The organism is Streptomyces sp. NPDC052043 (assembly GCF_044548235.1).
Classification (GTDB): domain Bacteria; phylum Actinomycetota; class Actinomycetes; order Streptomycetales; family Streptomycetaceae; genus Streptomyces.
Genome location: NZ_JBIUBT010000001.1, coordinates 362,662 through 378,519 on the forward strand (window position 1 = coordinate 362,662; position 15,858 = coordinate 378,519).

Annotated in this window: 13 protein-coding genes; 6 read left to right on the forward strand and 7 right to left on the reverse strand. The window is 69.9% G+C overall.

Annotation, left to right across the window (positions count from 1 at the left end):
- Nucleotides 1–16: 16 nt before the first annotated feature.
- The 5 genes from ACIHCX_RS01625 (at nucleotide 17) to ACIHCX_RS01645 (ending at nucleotide 4,998) form a co-directional block, all read left to right on the forward strand.
- On the forward strand, nucleotides 17–265 hold the full coding sequence (locus tag ACIHCX_RS01625; protein ID WP_400025562.1) for a hypothetical protein: 249 nt from the start codon (nucleotides 17–19) through the stop codon (nucleotides 263–265).
- A gap of 92 nt (nucleotides 266–357) precedes the next feature.
- Complete coding sequence (locus ACIHCX_RS01630; protein WP_400025564.1) at nucleotides 358–1,563, forward strand: hypothetical protein; 1,206 nt, start codon at nucleotides 358–360, stop codon at nucleotides 1,561–1,563.
- A 61-nt stretch (nucleotides 1,564–1,624) separates the two neighbouring features.
- Complete coding sequence (locus tag ACIHCX_RS01635) at nucleotides 1,625–2,890, forward strand: DUF262 domain-containing protein (RefSeq protein WP_400025566.1); 1,266 nt, start codon at nucleotides 1,625–1,627, stop codon at nucleotides 2,888–2,890.
- Entirely contained in the window at nucleotides 2,887–4,035 is a 1,149-nt protein-coding gene (locus tag ACIHCX_RS01640; RefSeq protein ID WP_400025567.1) for a DUF3696 domain-containing protein, read from the forward strand. The genes ACIHCX_RS01635 and ACIHCX_RS01640 overlap by 4 nt, the downstream gene beginning before the upstream one ends.
- A gap of 30 nt (nucleotides 4,036–4,065) precedes the next feature.
- A complete protein-coding gene (locus tag ACIHCX_RS01645) occupies nucleotides 4,066–4,998 on the forward strand; it encodes a hypothetical protein (protein ID WP_400025569.1) in 933 nt (310 codons plus the stop codon).
- Between the two features lie 6 nt (nucleotides 4,999–5,004).
- Here ACIHCX_RS01645 and ACIHCX_RS01650 read toward each other — a convergent pair whose 3' ends face one another.
- From ACIHCX_RS01650 to ACIHCX_RS01680, 7 genes are all read right to left on the reverse strand, one after another.
- Complete coding sequence (locus ACIHCX_RS01650) at nucleotides 5,005–5,721, reverse strand: sigma-70 family RNA polymerase sigma factor (protein ID WP_400025571.1); 717 nt, start codon at nucleotides 5,719–5,721, stop codon at nucleotides 5,005–5,007.
- Between the two features lie 33 nt (nucleotides 5,722–5,754).
- A complete protein-coding gene (locus ACIHCX_RS01655; protein ID WP_400025573.1) occupies nucleotides 5,755–7,170 on the reverse strand; it encodes a glucoamylase family protein in 1,416 nt (471 codons plus the stop codon).
- 142 nt (nucleotides 7,171–7,312) lie between these two features.
- A complete protein-coding gene (locus tag ACIHCX_RS01660) occupies nucleotides 7,313–8,515 on the reverse strand; it encodes a glycoside hydrolase family 1 protein (RefSeq protein ID WP_400025575.1) in 1,203 nt (400 codons plus the stop codon).
- A gap of 95 nt (nucleotides 8,516–8,610) precedes the next feature.
- Nucleotides 8,611–9,480, reverse strand: coding sequence for a carbohydrate ABC transporter permease (locus ACIHCX_RS01665; RefSeq protein WP_400025577.1), 870 nt, complete (start codon nucleotides 9,478–9,480; stop codon nucleotides 8,611–8,613).
- A complete protein-coding gene (locus ACIHCX_RS01670; protein WP_400025579.1) occupies nucleotides 9,477–10,454 on the reverse strand; it encodes a carbohydrate ABC transporter permease in 978 nt (325 codons plus the stop codon). The genes ACIHCX_RS01665 and ACIHCX_RS01670 overlap by 4 nt, the downstream gene beginning before the upstream one ends.
- A 5-nt stretch (nucleotides 10,455–10,459) precedes the next feature.
- On the reverse strand, nucleotides 10,460–11,704 hold the full coding sequence (locus tag ACIHCX_RS01675; protein WP_400025581.1) for a sugar ABC transporter substrate-binding protein: 1,245 nt from the start codon (nucleotides 11,702–11,704) through the stop codon (nucleotides 10,460–10,462).
- Between the two features lie 366 nt (nucleotides 11,705–12,070).
- The gene (locus ACIHCX_RS01680; RefSeq protein WP_400025583.1) at nucleotides 12,071–13,162 is read right to left on the reverse strand and encodes a LacI family DNA-binding transcriptional regulator; all 1,092 of its coding nucleotides are present in this window, start codon (nucleotides 13,160–13,162) and stop codon (nucleotides 12,071–12,073) included.
- Between the two features lie 728 nt (nucleotides 13,163–13,890).
- Here ACIHCX_RS01680 and ACIHCX_RS01685 point away from each other — a divergent pair.
- A complete protein-coding gene (locus ACIHCX_RS01685; RefSeq protein ID WP_400025585.1) occupies nucleotides 13,891–15,753 on the forward strand; it encodes an ATP-binding protein in 1,863 nt (620 codons plus the stop codon).
- The last annotated feature ends 105 nt before the right edge of the window (nucleotides 15,754–15,858 follow it).

Here is a 15,858-nt window from a genome sequence, read left to right on the forward strand (position 1 = left end):
CCCCGACGGCCCCAAGGTGATCGGCTTCGGCCTCGCGGTGCTCGCGGAACGCCGTACGACACTGACCGCGACGGGTGTCGTGGTCGGCAGCGTCCTGTGCATGCCGCCCGAGCAGGCGGAGGGCACTCACCAACTGACCCCGGCGGCGGACGTGTACGCCCTCGGCGTGGTGCTGCTCTTCGCCGCCACCGGCCACTACCCGTACGACGGTGGCAACTGGCTCGCGGTTGCGGTCCGGATCGGCTGGTCTCCGCCGTCCACCTGACCGGGATAATCGGCAACGACCCCTACACCAAGACGGCCTGGTGCGAAGTCGCCTTGCGATGACTGTCAGTGGCGTCTGCGACGCTGCCGTGCATGACGTGGACGGCATTCAAGGAGCTTTCCTTCTACTGGACTTCCTGGACCTTGTTCGAGGTTCTGTGGATCGGACTGCTGTGGACTTCACGCAGCCGCGTACCGGGGCGGGCCGTGTACTGGATCCGACCGGCGAGACGCGTCCGGCGGCGGGCGTGCGAGGGGCGTATCGAGACGCTTCTGGGCAAGCTGGAGCACCGGCGGGTGCCGGCGGAGGACCGGCCGGACAAGGAGCAGCTCGTCGACCGGTGGCACAGGATCGTCGCCGGCCGATGTGCCTCCGTCCCCTTCCAGGTGGTTCCTGTCCTCATCGCCGTCGGGCCCATGCTGCCGCTGAGGCCGGGACCCGACGGGGGCTCGGTCGCCTCGCTGTGGATGTTCGCCGGCATCGCGGTGTACGGCACCGTGTCCATCGCTCTCATGGCCGCCGACGAACGGGCCGCGGCCGTCTCCGACCCGGCGGGGCTGGTGACGGTGCGGGCGGCGCTGTTCCTTGAGGGGCTGTTGGAGGAGCCGGAGGCGAGGCGGCCCCAGGAGTCGGCTCTCGACACCCACGGCAAGGCCTTCCGCCGACTGTGCCGGGCCCTGCGCACCCAGGCCCGTTACCTGCCACGCGAGTTGCCGTCCGCCGCGCGGGAGCGCGTCCGCCAGGACACGGAACGGCTGATCGCAGCGCTCACGCAGGAGAACGAACGCTACCTGTTCTCCGAGGGATCGGACCGGGAAACAGCCGTGGACGAACTGGCACGGCTGGTGTCCGGCGCCCTGCGCCACAGCAGTCGTCCCCGCGACAGCCGCGACAGTCCTGTGGTCATCGGTGCGCACCTGCTGTCGGGCGCCCCCACCCCGGACGGCACGGTCGGCGTCACGGAGGAGCCACTGTGGAGCCGTCTGCGACGCTGGGTCGGGTGGCTCGTGGCGGCTGCGGCACTGTTCGCGGGGGCGGTGGTCCTGCCTGGCGGAGGAGCCGCCACGGAGGTGCTCGTCCTCGCGGGCCTGTTCAGCGTCGCGGCCGTCTTCCCGCCTCTGCGGGCGGTCCTGGGGCGGGCCGTCGCGGGCCTGTCCCGCACGGCCCAGGACCGCGACGTGGAACCGGCGACGGACGACCGGTCGGCACAGCGTCCGGAACTGTCATCCGCACGCGCCGCATGCCCCAACTGCGCCGACGGATCAGGCGTCACCGGGGGATCACGGACGGTAGGGTGAAGGTCGATCGAGGCGGACACGATGATCCCGCATGGCATGAGGGGGAGGGCGACGAGACGACATGGCCGCGCTGGAGGAGAGTCAGGGGCGTACCCGGGACCAACGGTCGGTGTTCGAGCGGTATCAGGACGCGGCTGCCGAGGCGGGGGAGCCTGATGCCCCGGTATTCGCCGTGGAAGTCACCGCCGACGGTCGGCCGACCGACATCGAGCGCGAGGAGGGCGAGGAAGCCGCTTTCGAGGAGATCACCTCTCCCTTCGACCCCGAGCACATCGACATCGACACCCGGACGACCACCGTCGATCTGCTGCTCTCCCGGCTGCGCAACGAGATGATCGACCTCGCCCCCGACTTCCAGCGCAAGGCGGGCATCTGGACCGACGGCAAGCAGAGCCGTCTCATCGAGTCGCTGCTTCTGCGCATCCCCATCCCGTCGTTCTATGCCGCCGAGAACAAGGACGGCAGTTGGGCCATCGTCGACGGCATCCAGCGCCTCACGTCGATCGCCCGTTTCCTCGAGCCCCAGGCGGTCGGCGCCGACCCGCTGAAGCTGACGGGCCTGGAGTATCTGCGCAACTTCGAAGGCGCGAGTTTCACGGACCTGTCCGGAAAGCTCCAGATCCGGCTGCGCGAGACGGAGGTCGTCGTCCACGTCATCCGGCGCGGTACACCCGAGCCGGTGATGTTCAACGTCTTCGCGCGTATCAACACCGGAGGCGAGCCCCTCACCCGGCAGGAGATCCGGCACGCGCTTATCCCCGGGCGGGCCCGTACCCTCCTCGCGGAACTCGCGGTGACCTCGGAGTTCCGGCAGGCCACCGGCTACAGCGTCGTCGGCGACCGGATGGCCGACCGGGAGATGGTGCTCCGCTTCCTGGCCTTCCGGATGACCTCCCCGCACGCGTATCGGCCCGGTGATTTCGACGCGTTCCTCGCCGAGGCGATGCACCAGGTGAACCGTCTCGACAGCGCGGACGAGGAGCGGCTGCGGAACGAGTTCCTCACCGCGATGCTCGCGGCCGAGGAGATCTTCGGTCCCCATGCGTTCCGGAAGTACCGCCACAACCAGCAGCGCAAGTCACCCATCAACAAGGCCCTTTTCGAGGCCGTCGCCGTCAACCTGGCGAGCCTGGGCCCCGACGAGCGTGAGGCGCTGCGGCAGATCGACGTCCTCGACGCCTTCGCCGATCTTGTGGAGGACGCGGACTTCGAGCGCGCCATCTCCGTGGGAACGGGTGACGCCAGAAAGGTGCGGAAGCGGTTCGACGCGGTCAAGGAGCTCTTCGAGAACGCACTCCGCGCGGAAGGCGGAGGGGCCGAGCAGTGATCAACCGTGTCACGCTGATCAACTTCAAGGCTTTCCGGCGTCTGGAGCTCCCCCTCGGCCCGCTGACCCTCCTCACCGGTCTCAACTCTTCGGGCAAGAGCAGTGTCCTGCAGTCGCTGGGGTTGCTCCGGCAGTCGTACGAGAGCCAGATGCTCGTCCGGACCAGACGTGCCGGGGGTGGACTGCTACTGAACGGCGATCTCGTTGCCCTGGGCACGGCACAGGACGTCCTGCACGAGGACTTCGGACCCGTGGAGGAACTCCCCGCAGTCGACGAGCCACTCGTCGGCTTCGTCATCGAGGAGGACGGCGAGGAGCGCACGTGGGCCGCCGCGTATGACATCCGCCATCCCGATCAGGACGTCATGCCCCTGGCAGAGGGATCGGTCCGCGCGCACCTGGCCGAGCAGCCCTTTCAGTACCTGCACGCCGACCGCATCACCCCGGCGGTCACCTACCCCCGTTCCCACCAGATCGCGGTGGCCCGCGGGTTCCTCGGTGTCCGTGGTGAACACACCGTCAACTACCTGCGTCACCACACGGCTCTGGAAGTACCCACGGAGGTGCCCGAAGGCCCGCTCCGCCACCGCGGCGCCACATCTCCCCAGCTCCTGGACCAGACGATCGCGTGGATGCAGGAGCTGTGTCCCGGTGTCAACATCGAGACAGATCCCATCGAAGGCACCGACTCAGTCCGCCTCTCCTACGGCTTCGGCGGCACCGCCGGCATCAACGCGACGCGGCGCCGCCGCCCCACCAACGTCGGCTTCGGGCTCACCTACGCGTTGCCCATCGTCGTCGCCTGCCTCACCGCGACACCCGAGAGCCTGATACTGCTGGAGAACCCCGAGGCCCACCTGCACCCGAAGGGGCAGAGCCGGATGGCCGCACTGCTCTCAGCGGCCGCCGCCACCGGTGCCCAGCTGATCGTCGAGACGCACAGCGACCACGTGCTGAACGGCGTCCGCATCGCTGTGAAACAAGGTGTCCTGCAGCCGGAGGACACGGTAGTGCACTACTTCCAGGGCAACGGGGCCGGCACCGAGGTCGTCACCCCCCGCATCGACAAGGACGGCATGCTCCAACAGTGGCCCGAGGGCTTCTTCGACGAGTGGGAGAACTCGCTCGACCAGCTGCTGGACTGACGGTACGGGCCGACACAGGGGGAGCAAAACGTGCCACTGCTGTTTCTGAACGAGAAGTCCTGGGGGACGGCCTGCGACCCGGCGCGGGCCGAACGGGCCATGGCCGACTTCGTGAACGCTGTGCGCGCCGCCGCGAGCGCGGGTGGGTCGGACACGGCCCTGGTGAGCGAGGTGGACGTCAAGGCACTTGAGATCGCTGAGGGTTACCCGGTCAACAAGTGGATCGGCGCCAGCCCGCGCAACCGCGCCCTCTGGCAGCGCCTCCGTGGCTTACAGGGAAGATCTCCCGTGCGCAGCGTCTTCCCGGCGCGGGACGCCGCCGATCACCTCGAATACCGCCATGACGGTGAGGTCGTCCTGGGACTGGGCGCCGCGCACTTCATGGACGGCATCTCGGTCAGTCTCGCGGTGGCCCGGCAGTGGCAGGCCGACCACGTGAGCCTGGAGCGGAGTGAACTGGTCGAAGACGACGACGGCACACTGGAGATGCGGCAGGACACCGTCGACGTCCGGCATCTGGCCGCTGAGCTGCACCTCGACGGGCACCTGGACTGGATCCGCAAGACGCGCCAGGAAGGCGTCACCACCGGCCTGCGCATCTGGGACAGCCGGGCCGACCTCTACCCCCACCTCATGTTCCTGCCACGTGTCGAGGACCAGCTCAGCGACCTGAACCCGCACTGGGTCGTGCCCGTACGGCGCTGCCTGGAGAAACTTGAGGCGGCGGCCGCCGCATGGGACCCGGCCACCATGGCCGAACCGGAATGGCAGACCAAGGTGACTCCGGAGGGCGAAACCCGTAAGCGAGTGTGTCAGTTCGAGGACCTGGACGGGAAGGTGGAGACCTTCCACCTTCACGCCCGCTTCACCCCGGGAGCCGGCCGCATCCACTTTCGCCTGGTCGGTGAGGAGGCCGGGCTCCGCATCGCGCACATCGGCGGCAAGATCCACCCCGATCTCTGACGGGCCTCAGACCAGTGTCTTCTGCCCTTCCGGAACGCGCGCCCGCTTGAACCTGGACGCCGGCGCGGGGAACTCCGCGACAGGTGTGGGCACGGGAGGCTGCGGCGCCTCCTCCCGCGCGGGCGGCTTGCGCTTGCGTCCCCGCTTTCCCCGAGGTTCGGGCACCCTGCCTTCCAGCACCTCCTTCAACCGGTCCCGCGCCCGCGTTTCCAGCTGCCGGATGCGCTCGCGGGTGACGCCGTGCTCCTTGCCGATGTCGTCCAGCGTCTCCCGCTCGCCGCCCACCAGCCCGCAGCGCCGCCGCATCACGTCCGCCTCGCGCTCCGTGAGGCCGGCGCGGGCCAGCAGCTCCTCCACCCGCTGCCGGGAGTACTTCGGCGCCAGCACCTCCTCCGGCGTGGGTGCCAGGTGCAGCTTCGCGATCAGTTCGCCCAGGTGCGTGCCGTCGCCGATCTCGCGGTCCAGGGAGTCGGTCGGCCGGCTGATCCGGCGGACCGCGTCGACCTCGGCCACCGTGAGGTTCGTCGCGACGGCCACCGCGGCCGCGGAGAGGGACCTCCCCTCGGCGGCCAGCCGTGACGCGACCATCGCGACCTTGCGCACCTTCTCGTGCATGTGCACCGGGATACGGATCAGTCGGCTTTCGTTGCCCAGCGCCCGCTCCAGTGCCTGCCGGGCCCACCAGGTCGCGTACGTCGCGAACGGCAGAGTGCCGGGACGCACCCCTCTCCGGGCACGTCCCGGCACCGGTCAGCCTCAGATACTGAACCGTTCCTTGGCCAGCAGCGGTCGTACCCGTGTGCGGAAGCCCCCGGTGCGGAAGGGTGCCTGCAGCAGGCCGGGGGAGAGACGCTGGGCCAGGGCGGCGATGATCATGCCCTGGTCGAGGGCGAGGACGAAGTCGCTGACGCGCCCGGTGATGATGTCGACGGAGTCGCGGAAGCCGTAGCGGTCGTCGTAGGCACCGAAGTCGCGGGCGAGCGCGGTGAGGTTGGTGAGTGCTTCCGACGGGGCCTGCGGCAGGGCGAGGAAGGACGCGTGGGGCGTGGCCACGCCAAGGGAGTAGTAGCCGTCCTCCTGCATGCCGATCCCGTCCACGCCGTACTCCCGGTAGCCGCCTTCGGGGATACTGGCCGGAGAGAAGCCCCAGTAGCCGTACTTCTCCTCGATGAGGCCGTGTTCGATCTGGCTGCGGACGTACCGGCGGTGCGTGGTGCCCCAGGAGCGCGGCGACCATTCCGGCTCGGGGACGAACAGGGGGACCATCAGAGCCTCGAACATCGAGCCGCCCCACGTGGGGACGAGTTTGCGGCCGCGGTAGGTGTAGTGGCCCTCCCAGACGCGGACACCGTCGATGGTGACGTAGCCGCCCTGCGGTTCCTGCTCCTGTCCCAGGCCGGGCAGCAGGGTGCGGAACAGATGCCAGTAATGCTCGCCCGGCAGCGAGCCGTCGGCGATGCCGAGGTAACTCGCCATGCGGGGCTCGGTGTTGAGGGCTCCGTAGTGGTGGCCGGTGGGCTCGCCCTTGCCGGGCTTGTCGGGCCAGAATCCGCCGCGCAGCTGTCCGGGCCCGGCGACCGGGTCGGCCGGGTCGAACGGCGTGTAGTAGTAGGCCCAGTCCGCGTCGGCCAGCAGGGCGGCAACGCGCGGGCGAAGGGCCGGGTCGGCGTGGGCGGCGATCAGCAGACCGGTGACCAGCCAGGCGTTGTCGACCGTGGAGAGGAAGGGACGGACCGCGTCGCCGGTCTCCGGCCATGTCGTCAGCAGCGAACCGTCGTGTGCGTCGTACCAGTTGAACCAGAAGCCGTGTGCGCGCTCCAGCCGCTCCACCGCGGCGACCGTGCGCGTCAGCCGCTGGTGCATGGCGGAGTGGGAGATCACGCCGAGTCCGGCCGCGGCGACGGTCGACCACAGGCCGCAGCCGATGTTCGTCGGTGAGGTCTGCGCGGAGAGCACCGGCCGGCCGTCGCCGCTCACGTCGATCTTGTCGGCGGTCAGGCCGAAGTCGGTCGTCATGGCCGTGATCGAGCGGTATGTCGCGGTGAACCAGGTTCGCAGGAGGGCTGCCTCCCGGTCGGGGCGAGTGGGGGTGGCGGCGTGGGCGGTGGGTGCGGTGACACAGGTTGCCGCGGCGGCGGTGCCTGCGGCGGTGAGGAAACGACGACGGTTCATGCGGGTCCGACTCCTGGGCAGGTGGGACGGGCGTGTGTCGTGGAGCGGTGTGTGCGGTCGCTGGTACGACCAGCGGTGGGGGGCGGGAGCCGACGGGGGTCAGGTCCCCGCCGACTCCCGGGATCGGGGCCGACCGGCGGTGTCAGGCGGCCGTGCGCGGCAGTTCGCGGCTGCGGCCGAGGCCCCCGAGCCAGACGGCGGACGGCTTGGCGGTGCGCTCGAAGGTGACCGGGTGCACCGCGATCAGGCCGAAGGTGGGCTTGTAGGAGCCCCACTCGTAGTTGTCGAGGGCGCTCCAGGCCAGATAGCCCTGGACGTCGAGGCCGTCCTCGAGCGCGGACGCGACTTCGCCGAGGGCACCGGTGTAGTAGTCGACGCGGCGGGTGTCGTCCGCGGTGGCGATGCCGTTCTCGGTGACGATCAGGGGCATGGCGCGGCCGATGACGTCGGCGGTGTGGCGCAGGGCGTGGCCGACGGCCGCCGGGTAGTACTCCCACTGGGTCAGGGTGCGCTCGGCGTCGTCGGGGGCCGGTAGGGGGCCGTCGGGGCCGATCTTGGTGCGGGTGTAGGACTGCACGCCGATCCAGTCGTCGTCGCGGGCGGCCTCGATGAAGACGTCCTCGCGGGGGCGGCGGTAGGCGGCCGTGACGTCCTCGGCGCCGGGCAGTGCCTGGTAGACCTGGTTCGCGATGGTCCAGCCGACCTGGATGTCGGGGTTGATCGAGCGGACCGCCTCGACCGCCGCGTGGTGAGCGGCGATCACCGCGTGGGTGGTCTCCTCGTCCGGCGTGGGCAGACCGGCGGGCGGGAAGCCCTGGTCGCCGGCCTTGGCCGCGCCCGCCATCACGGCGATCATGTTCGGCTCGTTGATGGTGCACACGTGCCGGACGCCGTCGGCGATGATCGGGGCGCACTCCTTCACGTAGCGGGCGAACAGCTCCACGGCTCCGTCGGCGGTCCAGCCGCCGAAGTCCTCGAACCACTGGGGGACGGTGAAGTGGTGCAGGGTGACCATGGGACGCAGGCCGCGGGCCAGGGCGCCTTCGACCATGCGGCGGTAGTGGGCGATCTCGGCACGGGAGAAGGTGCCGCGCACCGGTTCGATGCGGGCCCATTCGACACTGAAGCGGTAGTCGGTGAAGCCGAGTTCGGCGAGCAGGTCCATGTCCTGCTCCCAGCGGTGGTAGCTGTCGCAGGCGTCCAGGCTGGGTTCGGCGATCTTCGCCGCGGGGTCGTGCTCCTTGCGCCACCAGTCGCTGTTGACGTTGTTCCCCTCGATCTGGTGGGCGGCGGTGGAGGCGCCCCACAGGAAGCCGTCGGGGAAGCGGGTCGAGGTGTGCGTCATCGTCCGTTCTGTCTTTCTGGTGGGTGGGGGGCAAGTCCGCGCACGGGCACGAGCACGGGCCCGTGCCGGGCGTCGTCCGGTGCTGCGGCTTTGGGCTACTTGAGTCCGGCAGTCGCGATGCCCTGGGTGAAGTGCCGCTGCAGGACGGCGAAGACGACCAGGACGGGCAGGACGACCAGCAGCGAGCCGGCCATGAGCATGCCGTTGCCGCCGCCGACCGTGCGGTTGGGATCGTTGGCGAAGGTCGCGAGCGCGACGGGCAGCGTGTACTTGTCGGGGTCGTTGGTGGCGATCAGCGGCCAGATGAAGTTGTTCCAGGACCCGAGGAACGTGAAGATCGTCAGGGTGGCCAGGGCGGGCTTGACCAGGGGCAGCACAATCCGCCAGAAGATGTACCACTCGCCGGCGCCGTCGATGCGGGCGGCTTCGAGCAGCTCGTCCGGGACGGACTGCATGAACTGCCGCATCAGGAACACCCCGAACGCACCGGCCGCGAAGGGCAGGACGAGTCCGGCGTAGGAGTCGATGAGCCCCAACCCGTTCATCAGTACGTACAGCGGCAGGATCATGAGGTTGCCCGGCACCATCAGGGCGGCCAGGACGATCCCGAAGACCTGGGAGCGGCCGGTGAAGTCCAGCTTCGCCAGGGCGTAGCCGAGCATCGAGCAGAACAGCAGGTTGCAGACGGTCACGAGCATGGCCACGAGCAGCGAGTTCATGAAGTACCGCGGCATGTCGAGCTGGTCGAGCAGCTCGCTGAAGTTGCTCAGCGTCCACTCGGAGGGGATCCACACCGGCGGGCTGGCTGTGAGGTCCTTCTTCGTCTTGAACGCCGACAGCGCCATCCACAGGAAGGGCGCGGCCATCAGCAGCAGGCCGACGGAGGCGATCGTGTACAGCAGCGGGGTGCGCACGCGGCCCGCGGGCCGGCGGCGCTCGGGCGCGGTTGCCGTCGGGGCGGTCATCGGGTGTTGTCCTTCAGCAATCGGAGCTGGAGCACCGTGATGCCCATGATCACGACGAACAGGACATAGGCCATGGCGCTCGCATAACCCATGTGGAAGAAGTTGAAGCCCTCGCGGTACATGTCGAGCGAGACCGTCAGCGTCGCGTCGGACGGACCGCCCTGAGTCATCACGAACGGTTCCTCGAAGACGTTCAGGTAGCCGATGGTGGTGATGACGGTGGCGTAGAGCATGGTGGGGCGCAGCAACGGGACGGTGATGCGGCACAGTTCCTGCCAGGCGCCGACGCCGTCGAGGCGCGCGGCCTCACGCACCTCGGTGGGGATCGCCTGCAGGCCGGCGATGAACAGCACCATGACGGTGCCGAGGTTGCGCCACACCGCCATCGCGATCAGGGACGGCATCGCCCAGGCCTGCGAACCGAGGAAGTCCGGTACCGTCGCGCCCAGTTCGGAGGCGATCCCGGCGACCAGACCGTCGGAGGGATCGAGCACGAAGCGCCAGACGACGGCGACCGCGACGATGGTGGTGACCACCGGGGCGTAGAACCCGACGCGGAAGAAGGTGCGGGCGCGGTCGATGCCCTGGTTGAGCAGGACGGCGACCAGCAGACCGAGCACGATGGTCAGCGGGACGCCCACGACCACGAAGTAGGCAGTGTTGAACAGGGCGGTGAGGAACTTGTCGTCCCCGAAGAGGCGGGTGTAGTTGTCGAGCCCGACGAACTGCGCCTCCAGCGGCCGGGTGACGTTGCGGACCCCGAAGTCGGTGAAGCTCATCAGGAGCGTCGCGACGATGGGGAAGAGCATGAAGACGCCGAACAGCACGAGGAACGGCGTGGAGAACAGCCATCCGTACAGATTGTGACGGCTCAGGGAGCGCCGACGGCCCGCCCGGGGCTGCCTGCCTCCCGCCGGGCCCCGGGGCTTCGTCACGGCCATGTCCGGGGTGGCCGGTCCTGTCGTGAGGGACATGACGGTTACCTGACGAGTCCGTCGATCTCGGACTGGGCCTCGTCCAGCGCGGCCTTCGCGGTGGACTTGCCCTGGGTGACCGACTCGATGGCGATGTCGACCTTGGAGGTGATCTCGGTCAGCTTGGGCTGAACCGGAATACTCTTGGCGGTCTCCATCTGGCTGCGCCACACCTTGAGGTCGGGGTCGGAGGCTAGGTCGCCGGACTTCCACGCGGCTATGTTGGCGGGCAGGTCCCTGGTCCGATCGAACCAGTCGGCCTGACCCTTGGCGGTGGTGAGGTACCGGATGAACTCCTTGGCGGCGGCCTTGTGGTCGCTGTCCGCGGAGATCGCCAGGCTCGATCCGCCGGCCATCGACACCGATGCCTTGTCGGCGGGGACGGCGGCTACGGCCCACTTGCCCTTGAGGTCGGGGTAGTTCTCGTCCAGCAGGTTCATGATCCAGGGGCCACCGAAGAACATGGGGACCGCGCCGGTGTTGAAGTCCTTGGTGACGTCGTAGCCGGGCGGTACGGACTTCCTGCTCAGGCCCTTGTCGAAGTAGCCGCCGTAGTTCTCGAGGGCCTGGACGGCCTCGGCGGAGTTGACGACCGCCTTGCCGTCGTCGGTGAGGACGGCTCCGCCGGCCGAGTACAGGAACGGGTAGAAGCTCTGGACGGTGTCCAGCCCGCTGCCCTGGATGTACAGGCCCCACTTGGTTCCGGCCTTCGCCTTGTAGGCCTCGGCGGCCTTCCGCAGATCGGCCATGGTGGCCGGGGCGCCCTTGAGGCCGGCCTTCTCGGCGAGGTCGGTGCGGTAGTAGAGGACGCGGGTGTCGACGTACCACGGGACACCGTAGGTCTTGCCGTCGTAGGAACCCTGCTGCCAGGCGGCGGGGAAGAAGTCGCCCTTGTCGAAGGTCTTGGTGTCGACCGGCTCCAGCGCTCCCATGTCGGCGAACTCACCGAGGTAGGTGTCGCCCATCTGCACCACGTCGGGCAGCTTTCCCGCGGCGGCCGCGGCGACCAGCTTCTGGTGAGCGACGTCCCAGCCCACCGGCGTGACCTTGACGGTGATGTGGGAGTGGGCCTTCTCGTACTCCTTGGCGACATCGCCGAGCTTCTCGCCCTCGGCGCCCATGGCCCAGACGGTCACCGTCTGTTCGGCATCGGCGGCCACGCCCGCGCCACCCGAGCCGCCACAGGCGGTGAGGGTGAAGGCAGACGCCAGGGTGAGGGCGATCGAACCGGTTGCGGCGGCGCGGTTCATGGGCGGCTTCTCCTTGGGTGCTCCGAATGTATGCGCTGCCTGTAAGCGCATACATCACTCTCTTGCAGCGGTTCCCGACCTGACAAGAGGGGCTTGGTCACACTCCCGTAACGGCTGGGACATCCCTCGTCGATCTCCGCGCACCGCCATACGCGGCCAAGCCCGTACAGGGCGGCCACGGGCCACGGGCCACGGACGCGTACGGCGCATGAGCCGCCCGCAGACTGCGAGGCCGAGCAGGGGCAGGCATGAGCAGGACAGGCGTGAACAGGGCAGGCACGCACGGACAGTGTGGCTGTCAGCCGTGTCAGCCGTGTCAGCCCTGTCGGCCCTGTCGGCCGGAAAGCGCGGAAGTGGACGGCAGCATCACGAAGAGCCCGGCACGACCGAGTCCCCCGACGCGTGACCGCAACCGCAGCTCGCCCTGCGGGCCACGCTGACAGGGAGCATCAGCGAGACCGGATCGCCCGACCGTTCTCCGCTCAGCCGCTGCACCAGGAGTCCGGTGGCCTCCTCGCCCATCCGCACCATCGGCTGGCACACCGTGGTGAGTGCGGGGCGCACCAGGCGACTGAGAGGGATACCGTCGAATCCGGTCACGACCACGTCGTCCGGCACCGTCAGACCGCGGCGTTCGAGCGCGTGCAGGGCGCCGACGGCCATCTGGTCGTTGGCGAAGACGAAGGCCTCGGGGCGTTCGCCCGGCCGGTCGCACAGTAGGTCGGCGGCGCGTGCGCCCTCGGCCTGAGTCATCATTCCGACGAGCAGAGTGGGTTCGTCGGCCGCCTCGACACCCGCTTCGCGGCATGCCCGGCGAAAGCCTCGGAAGCGGGCCGCGACGTCCGGGGACTCCTCCGCCGTGCCCACGTAGGCCAGCCGGCGCAGCCCGTGGTCCTCGATGAGATGCCGGGTCAACTCCCGCTGGCCGTCCTCGTTGGCGACCTCGATGTGGTCGAGGTGGTCCAGGGGGTCGCTGCCCTCCCGCGGTCCCGCGAGCATCACCACAGGACGGCGCCGGGAGATGGCATCCAGTTCTTCGGTCGACACCGTACGGGCCATCACGGCGAAGCCGTCGACACGGCCGGCCACTTTGGCGACCAGGCTCTCGGGACCTCCCTGGAGCGAGGCCGCGATGAGCAGGGCGTAGCCGTGCCGGCGGGCGGCCCGTTCCATGCCGCGGATGATCTGGTCCGAGTAGAGCATCGCGTCCGCTTCGTCGTCGGCGGCGGCGTCGGGGTCGGAGTAGTCGGGGAAGCAGAGGCCGAGGACCCCGGTGGAACGGCTGGCGAGTCCGCGGGCGCTGCCGCTCGGGACATACCCGAGTTCCTTGGCCACGGCGAGTACCCGCTCGCGAGTGGCTGCCCGCACCGAGTCGGGATTGCGGTAGACGCGCGAGACCGTGGCGATGGAGACGCTGGATCGTTCGGCGACGTCGTACACCGTGGGAGGGGCGTTCACGATGCCGTGTCGTTCATGGTTCGGACCCCGTACTGTCAGAGTGCATGCGCACGAATGAAAGCGCATTCATCCTATTTGGTGTGCATGCGGTGAGGCAACCCGGCTCCGGCCGGCCAGGGCGTGTTCCCAAGGCGCTGGTGTGCAGTCCCGGAATCCGCAGGCCGCCCGACGCCGCCGCGGCGGCGCAGCACCTCGTTGACTGTCTGCGACGCCATGAGAGGCCGGACGAGCTCACCCGGGTGAAGCCGGCCTTTGTCTCAGTGGCGCAGGAGTGCTGCCGAGCCCGGCGACTGTCCGCGATCGTCTCAGCCGTCGCCGTCCTCGTCGGATGCCCCAACGGCCGCGGAGAGTGAATGTTCGGCTTCAGCTTGCCCGTGGTTGGCTGGAAAGTGGTTGGTGATGTTCGGAGTTGACGCGTGAGGGGCGTTCGTTTTTACAAGTTTGACACTTCGTCAACACATTTGGCAGCCTGTCCCCGTGCGCCGATCGGGCTGAGGGTGCGTCATCTCCCTTATCACGAGCGGGTGTTCAGGCGGCTGGTTCACGACGAAGTTGGGTCACTGGCGGACTGTGCGGCTGGTCAGATCTTCTTGCGCGGCAGTGTGGCTAGCATGATCAGGAACCCGGTCGGAAGATCGTCATCCACTTGGCGACCTCCTTTCCGACCCGCGGCCGCCGTGAGTCGGCTGCCCCGTTTCTTCTGATCTCCTGGACCGAGGGACCGCGGAATGTCAGTGCCTGCACCGCCCAGTCAGCACCGGCCGGCGAAGGCGCCGCACACCTCGCCGACCACGCCCCTGGTCGTGCTGGTGGTGGGCGCCACGGCCGGCGGTGTGGCCGTCACCCTGGCGCCGTCCGGCGTCCACATCTGGGCGCTGACCGTGGCGGCGGTCGCCTGGGTGTGCCTGGCCGTGACCGTCCTCGCCAGCCATCGGCTCGTCCAGCGGGCCCGGCGCACGGCCGCCGCGCAGACCTCCGAGACCGGCCGTCTCAGGGCGCAGTCGGCGCAGCTGTCGGCGGAGACCGCGCACCTGGTCAACGTGGTGCTGCCCGACCTGGCCAAGCGGCTGCGGGACGGCGCGAGCGCGACCGACGCGCTGGGCAGCGTGCCGCCGCCGTCCGACCCGCAGCTGGGCCGGATCGCGCACACCTTCGCCGCCGCCGTCGAGGAAGGCGTGCGGCACGCGGCAGCCCTGGACGGCGAGCGCCGGCAGGCCCAGCGGGAGCTGAACGAGGCGTCCGACGCGCTGGAGCGGCTGGTGCAGGAGACCCTGCCCGCCGCGGTCGCCCGGTTGCGTGAGGGCCAGTCCGCCGACACGGTGCTCGCCGAACTCGACCTGCCGCGGCTGCCCATGGTCCGCACCCCGACCGAGTCGTTCGTCCGCGAACTCGCCCACAGCGAGCGGCGCGCCGCCGCGGCACAGGCCGCCTCCGCCAAGGCACTCAGCCGCGTCCAGGCCAAGTCCGTCAGCATGCTCGCCGACCTGCGGGACATGCAGGAACGACACGGCGAGGAGGTCTTCGGCGACCTGCTGAAGCTGGACCACGGCACCTCCCAGCTCGGACTGATGACCGACCGGCTGGCGCTGCTCATGGGCGGCCGGTCCAGCCGCGCCTGGAACAAGCCGATCGTGATGGAGAGCATCCTGCGCGGTGCCGTCGGCCGTATCGCCGCCTACCAGCGGGTGCGCCTGCACTGCTCCACCACCGCCGCGATCTCCGGCTTCGCCGCCGAGGGCGTCATGCATCTGCTCGCCGAGCTGATGGACAACGCCGCGAACTTCTCCCCGCCCATCGACGAGGTGCACGTCTACGTCGAGGACCGCAGCGCCGGCATGGTCGTCACCATCGAGGACAGCGGCCTGAAGATGCCCGACGCGGCGATGCGCCGCGCCGAGGAGGCGGTGTCCGGTCACATGACCGACCTCGCCTCGCTCCAGGGCACCCGGCTCGGCCTCGCCGTGGTCGGACGGCTCGCGGTGAAGTACGGCATCAGCGTCAACTACCGCCCCTCGTCGCGCGGCGGCACCGGCGTCGTCGTCCTGCTGCCCCCGCAACTGCTCGCCCAGCAGCGCGAGCCGGTGTCGCGCGAGGTGGCCGGCCGCCCCGCCGCGGGCACCGCGCCCACGCCGGGCCCCGCCCCCGCCGCCTCGCCCGCCCCGGCGCCCGAGCCCACCTCGCGCCCCGGCGCCGGCGCCCCGGAGCGGCCCGCCGCCCGGCCGGAGCTGCCCGAACAGGGCCTGCCCCGGCGCGCCACCGGCGCCACGCCGAACGGCCTGCCCGTCCGCGCCCCCGGCCGCACGATGGCCGAGGCGGAGCGGGAGCGCGAGCAGCGCCGGTCGGCGTCCGAGGCGGCGTCCGGGACGGCGACCGGCTCGGCATCCGGGGGCGCGTCAGAGGCGGCGGACGGAGCCCGCCCGGAGCCGCGTTCGGCACGCGACGCCGGCGCACGGTTCGGTGCCTTCCACCGCGGGCGCCGGTCCGCGGGCGGCACCGCTGGACCGGACGCCGGATCGGATGCCGGGCCGGACGCCGGACCGGACGCAGGGCCGGATGCCGGGTCCGAGTCCGAGCCGCCGGCGGCCCCGTAGCCGCCGACCCCTTTCCCGTACGGCGCCCGGGGCGTCGGCGCCCACTTCCCGCTTCAGTTCCTGAGATTGGAGGAACGGGCCGGTGACCGGTCAACCGGGCACCAC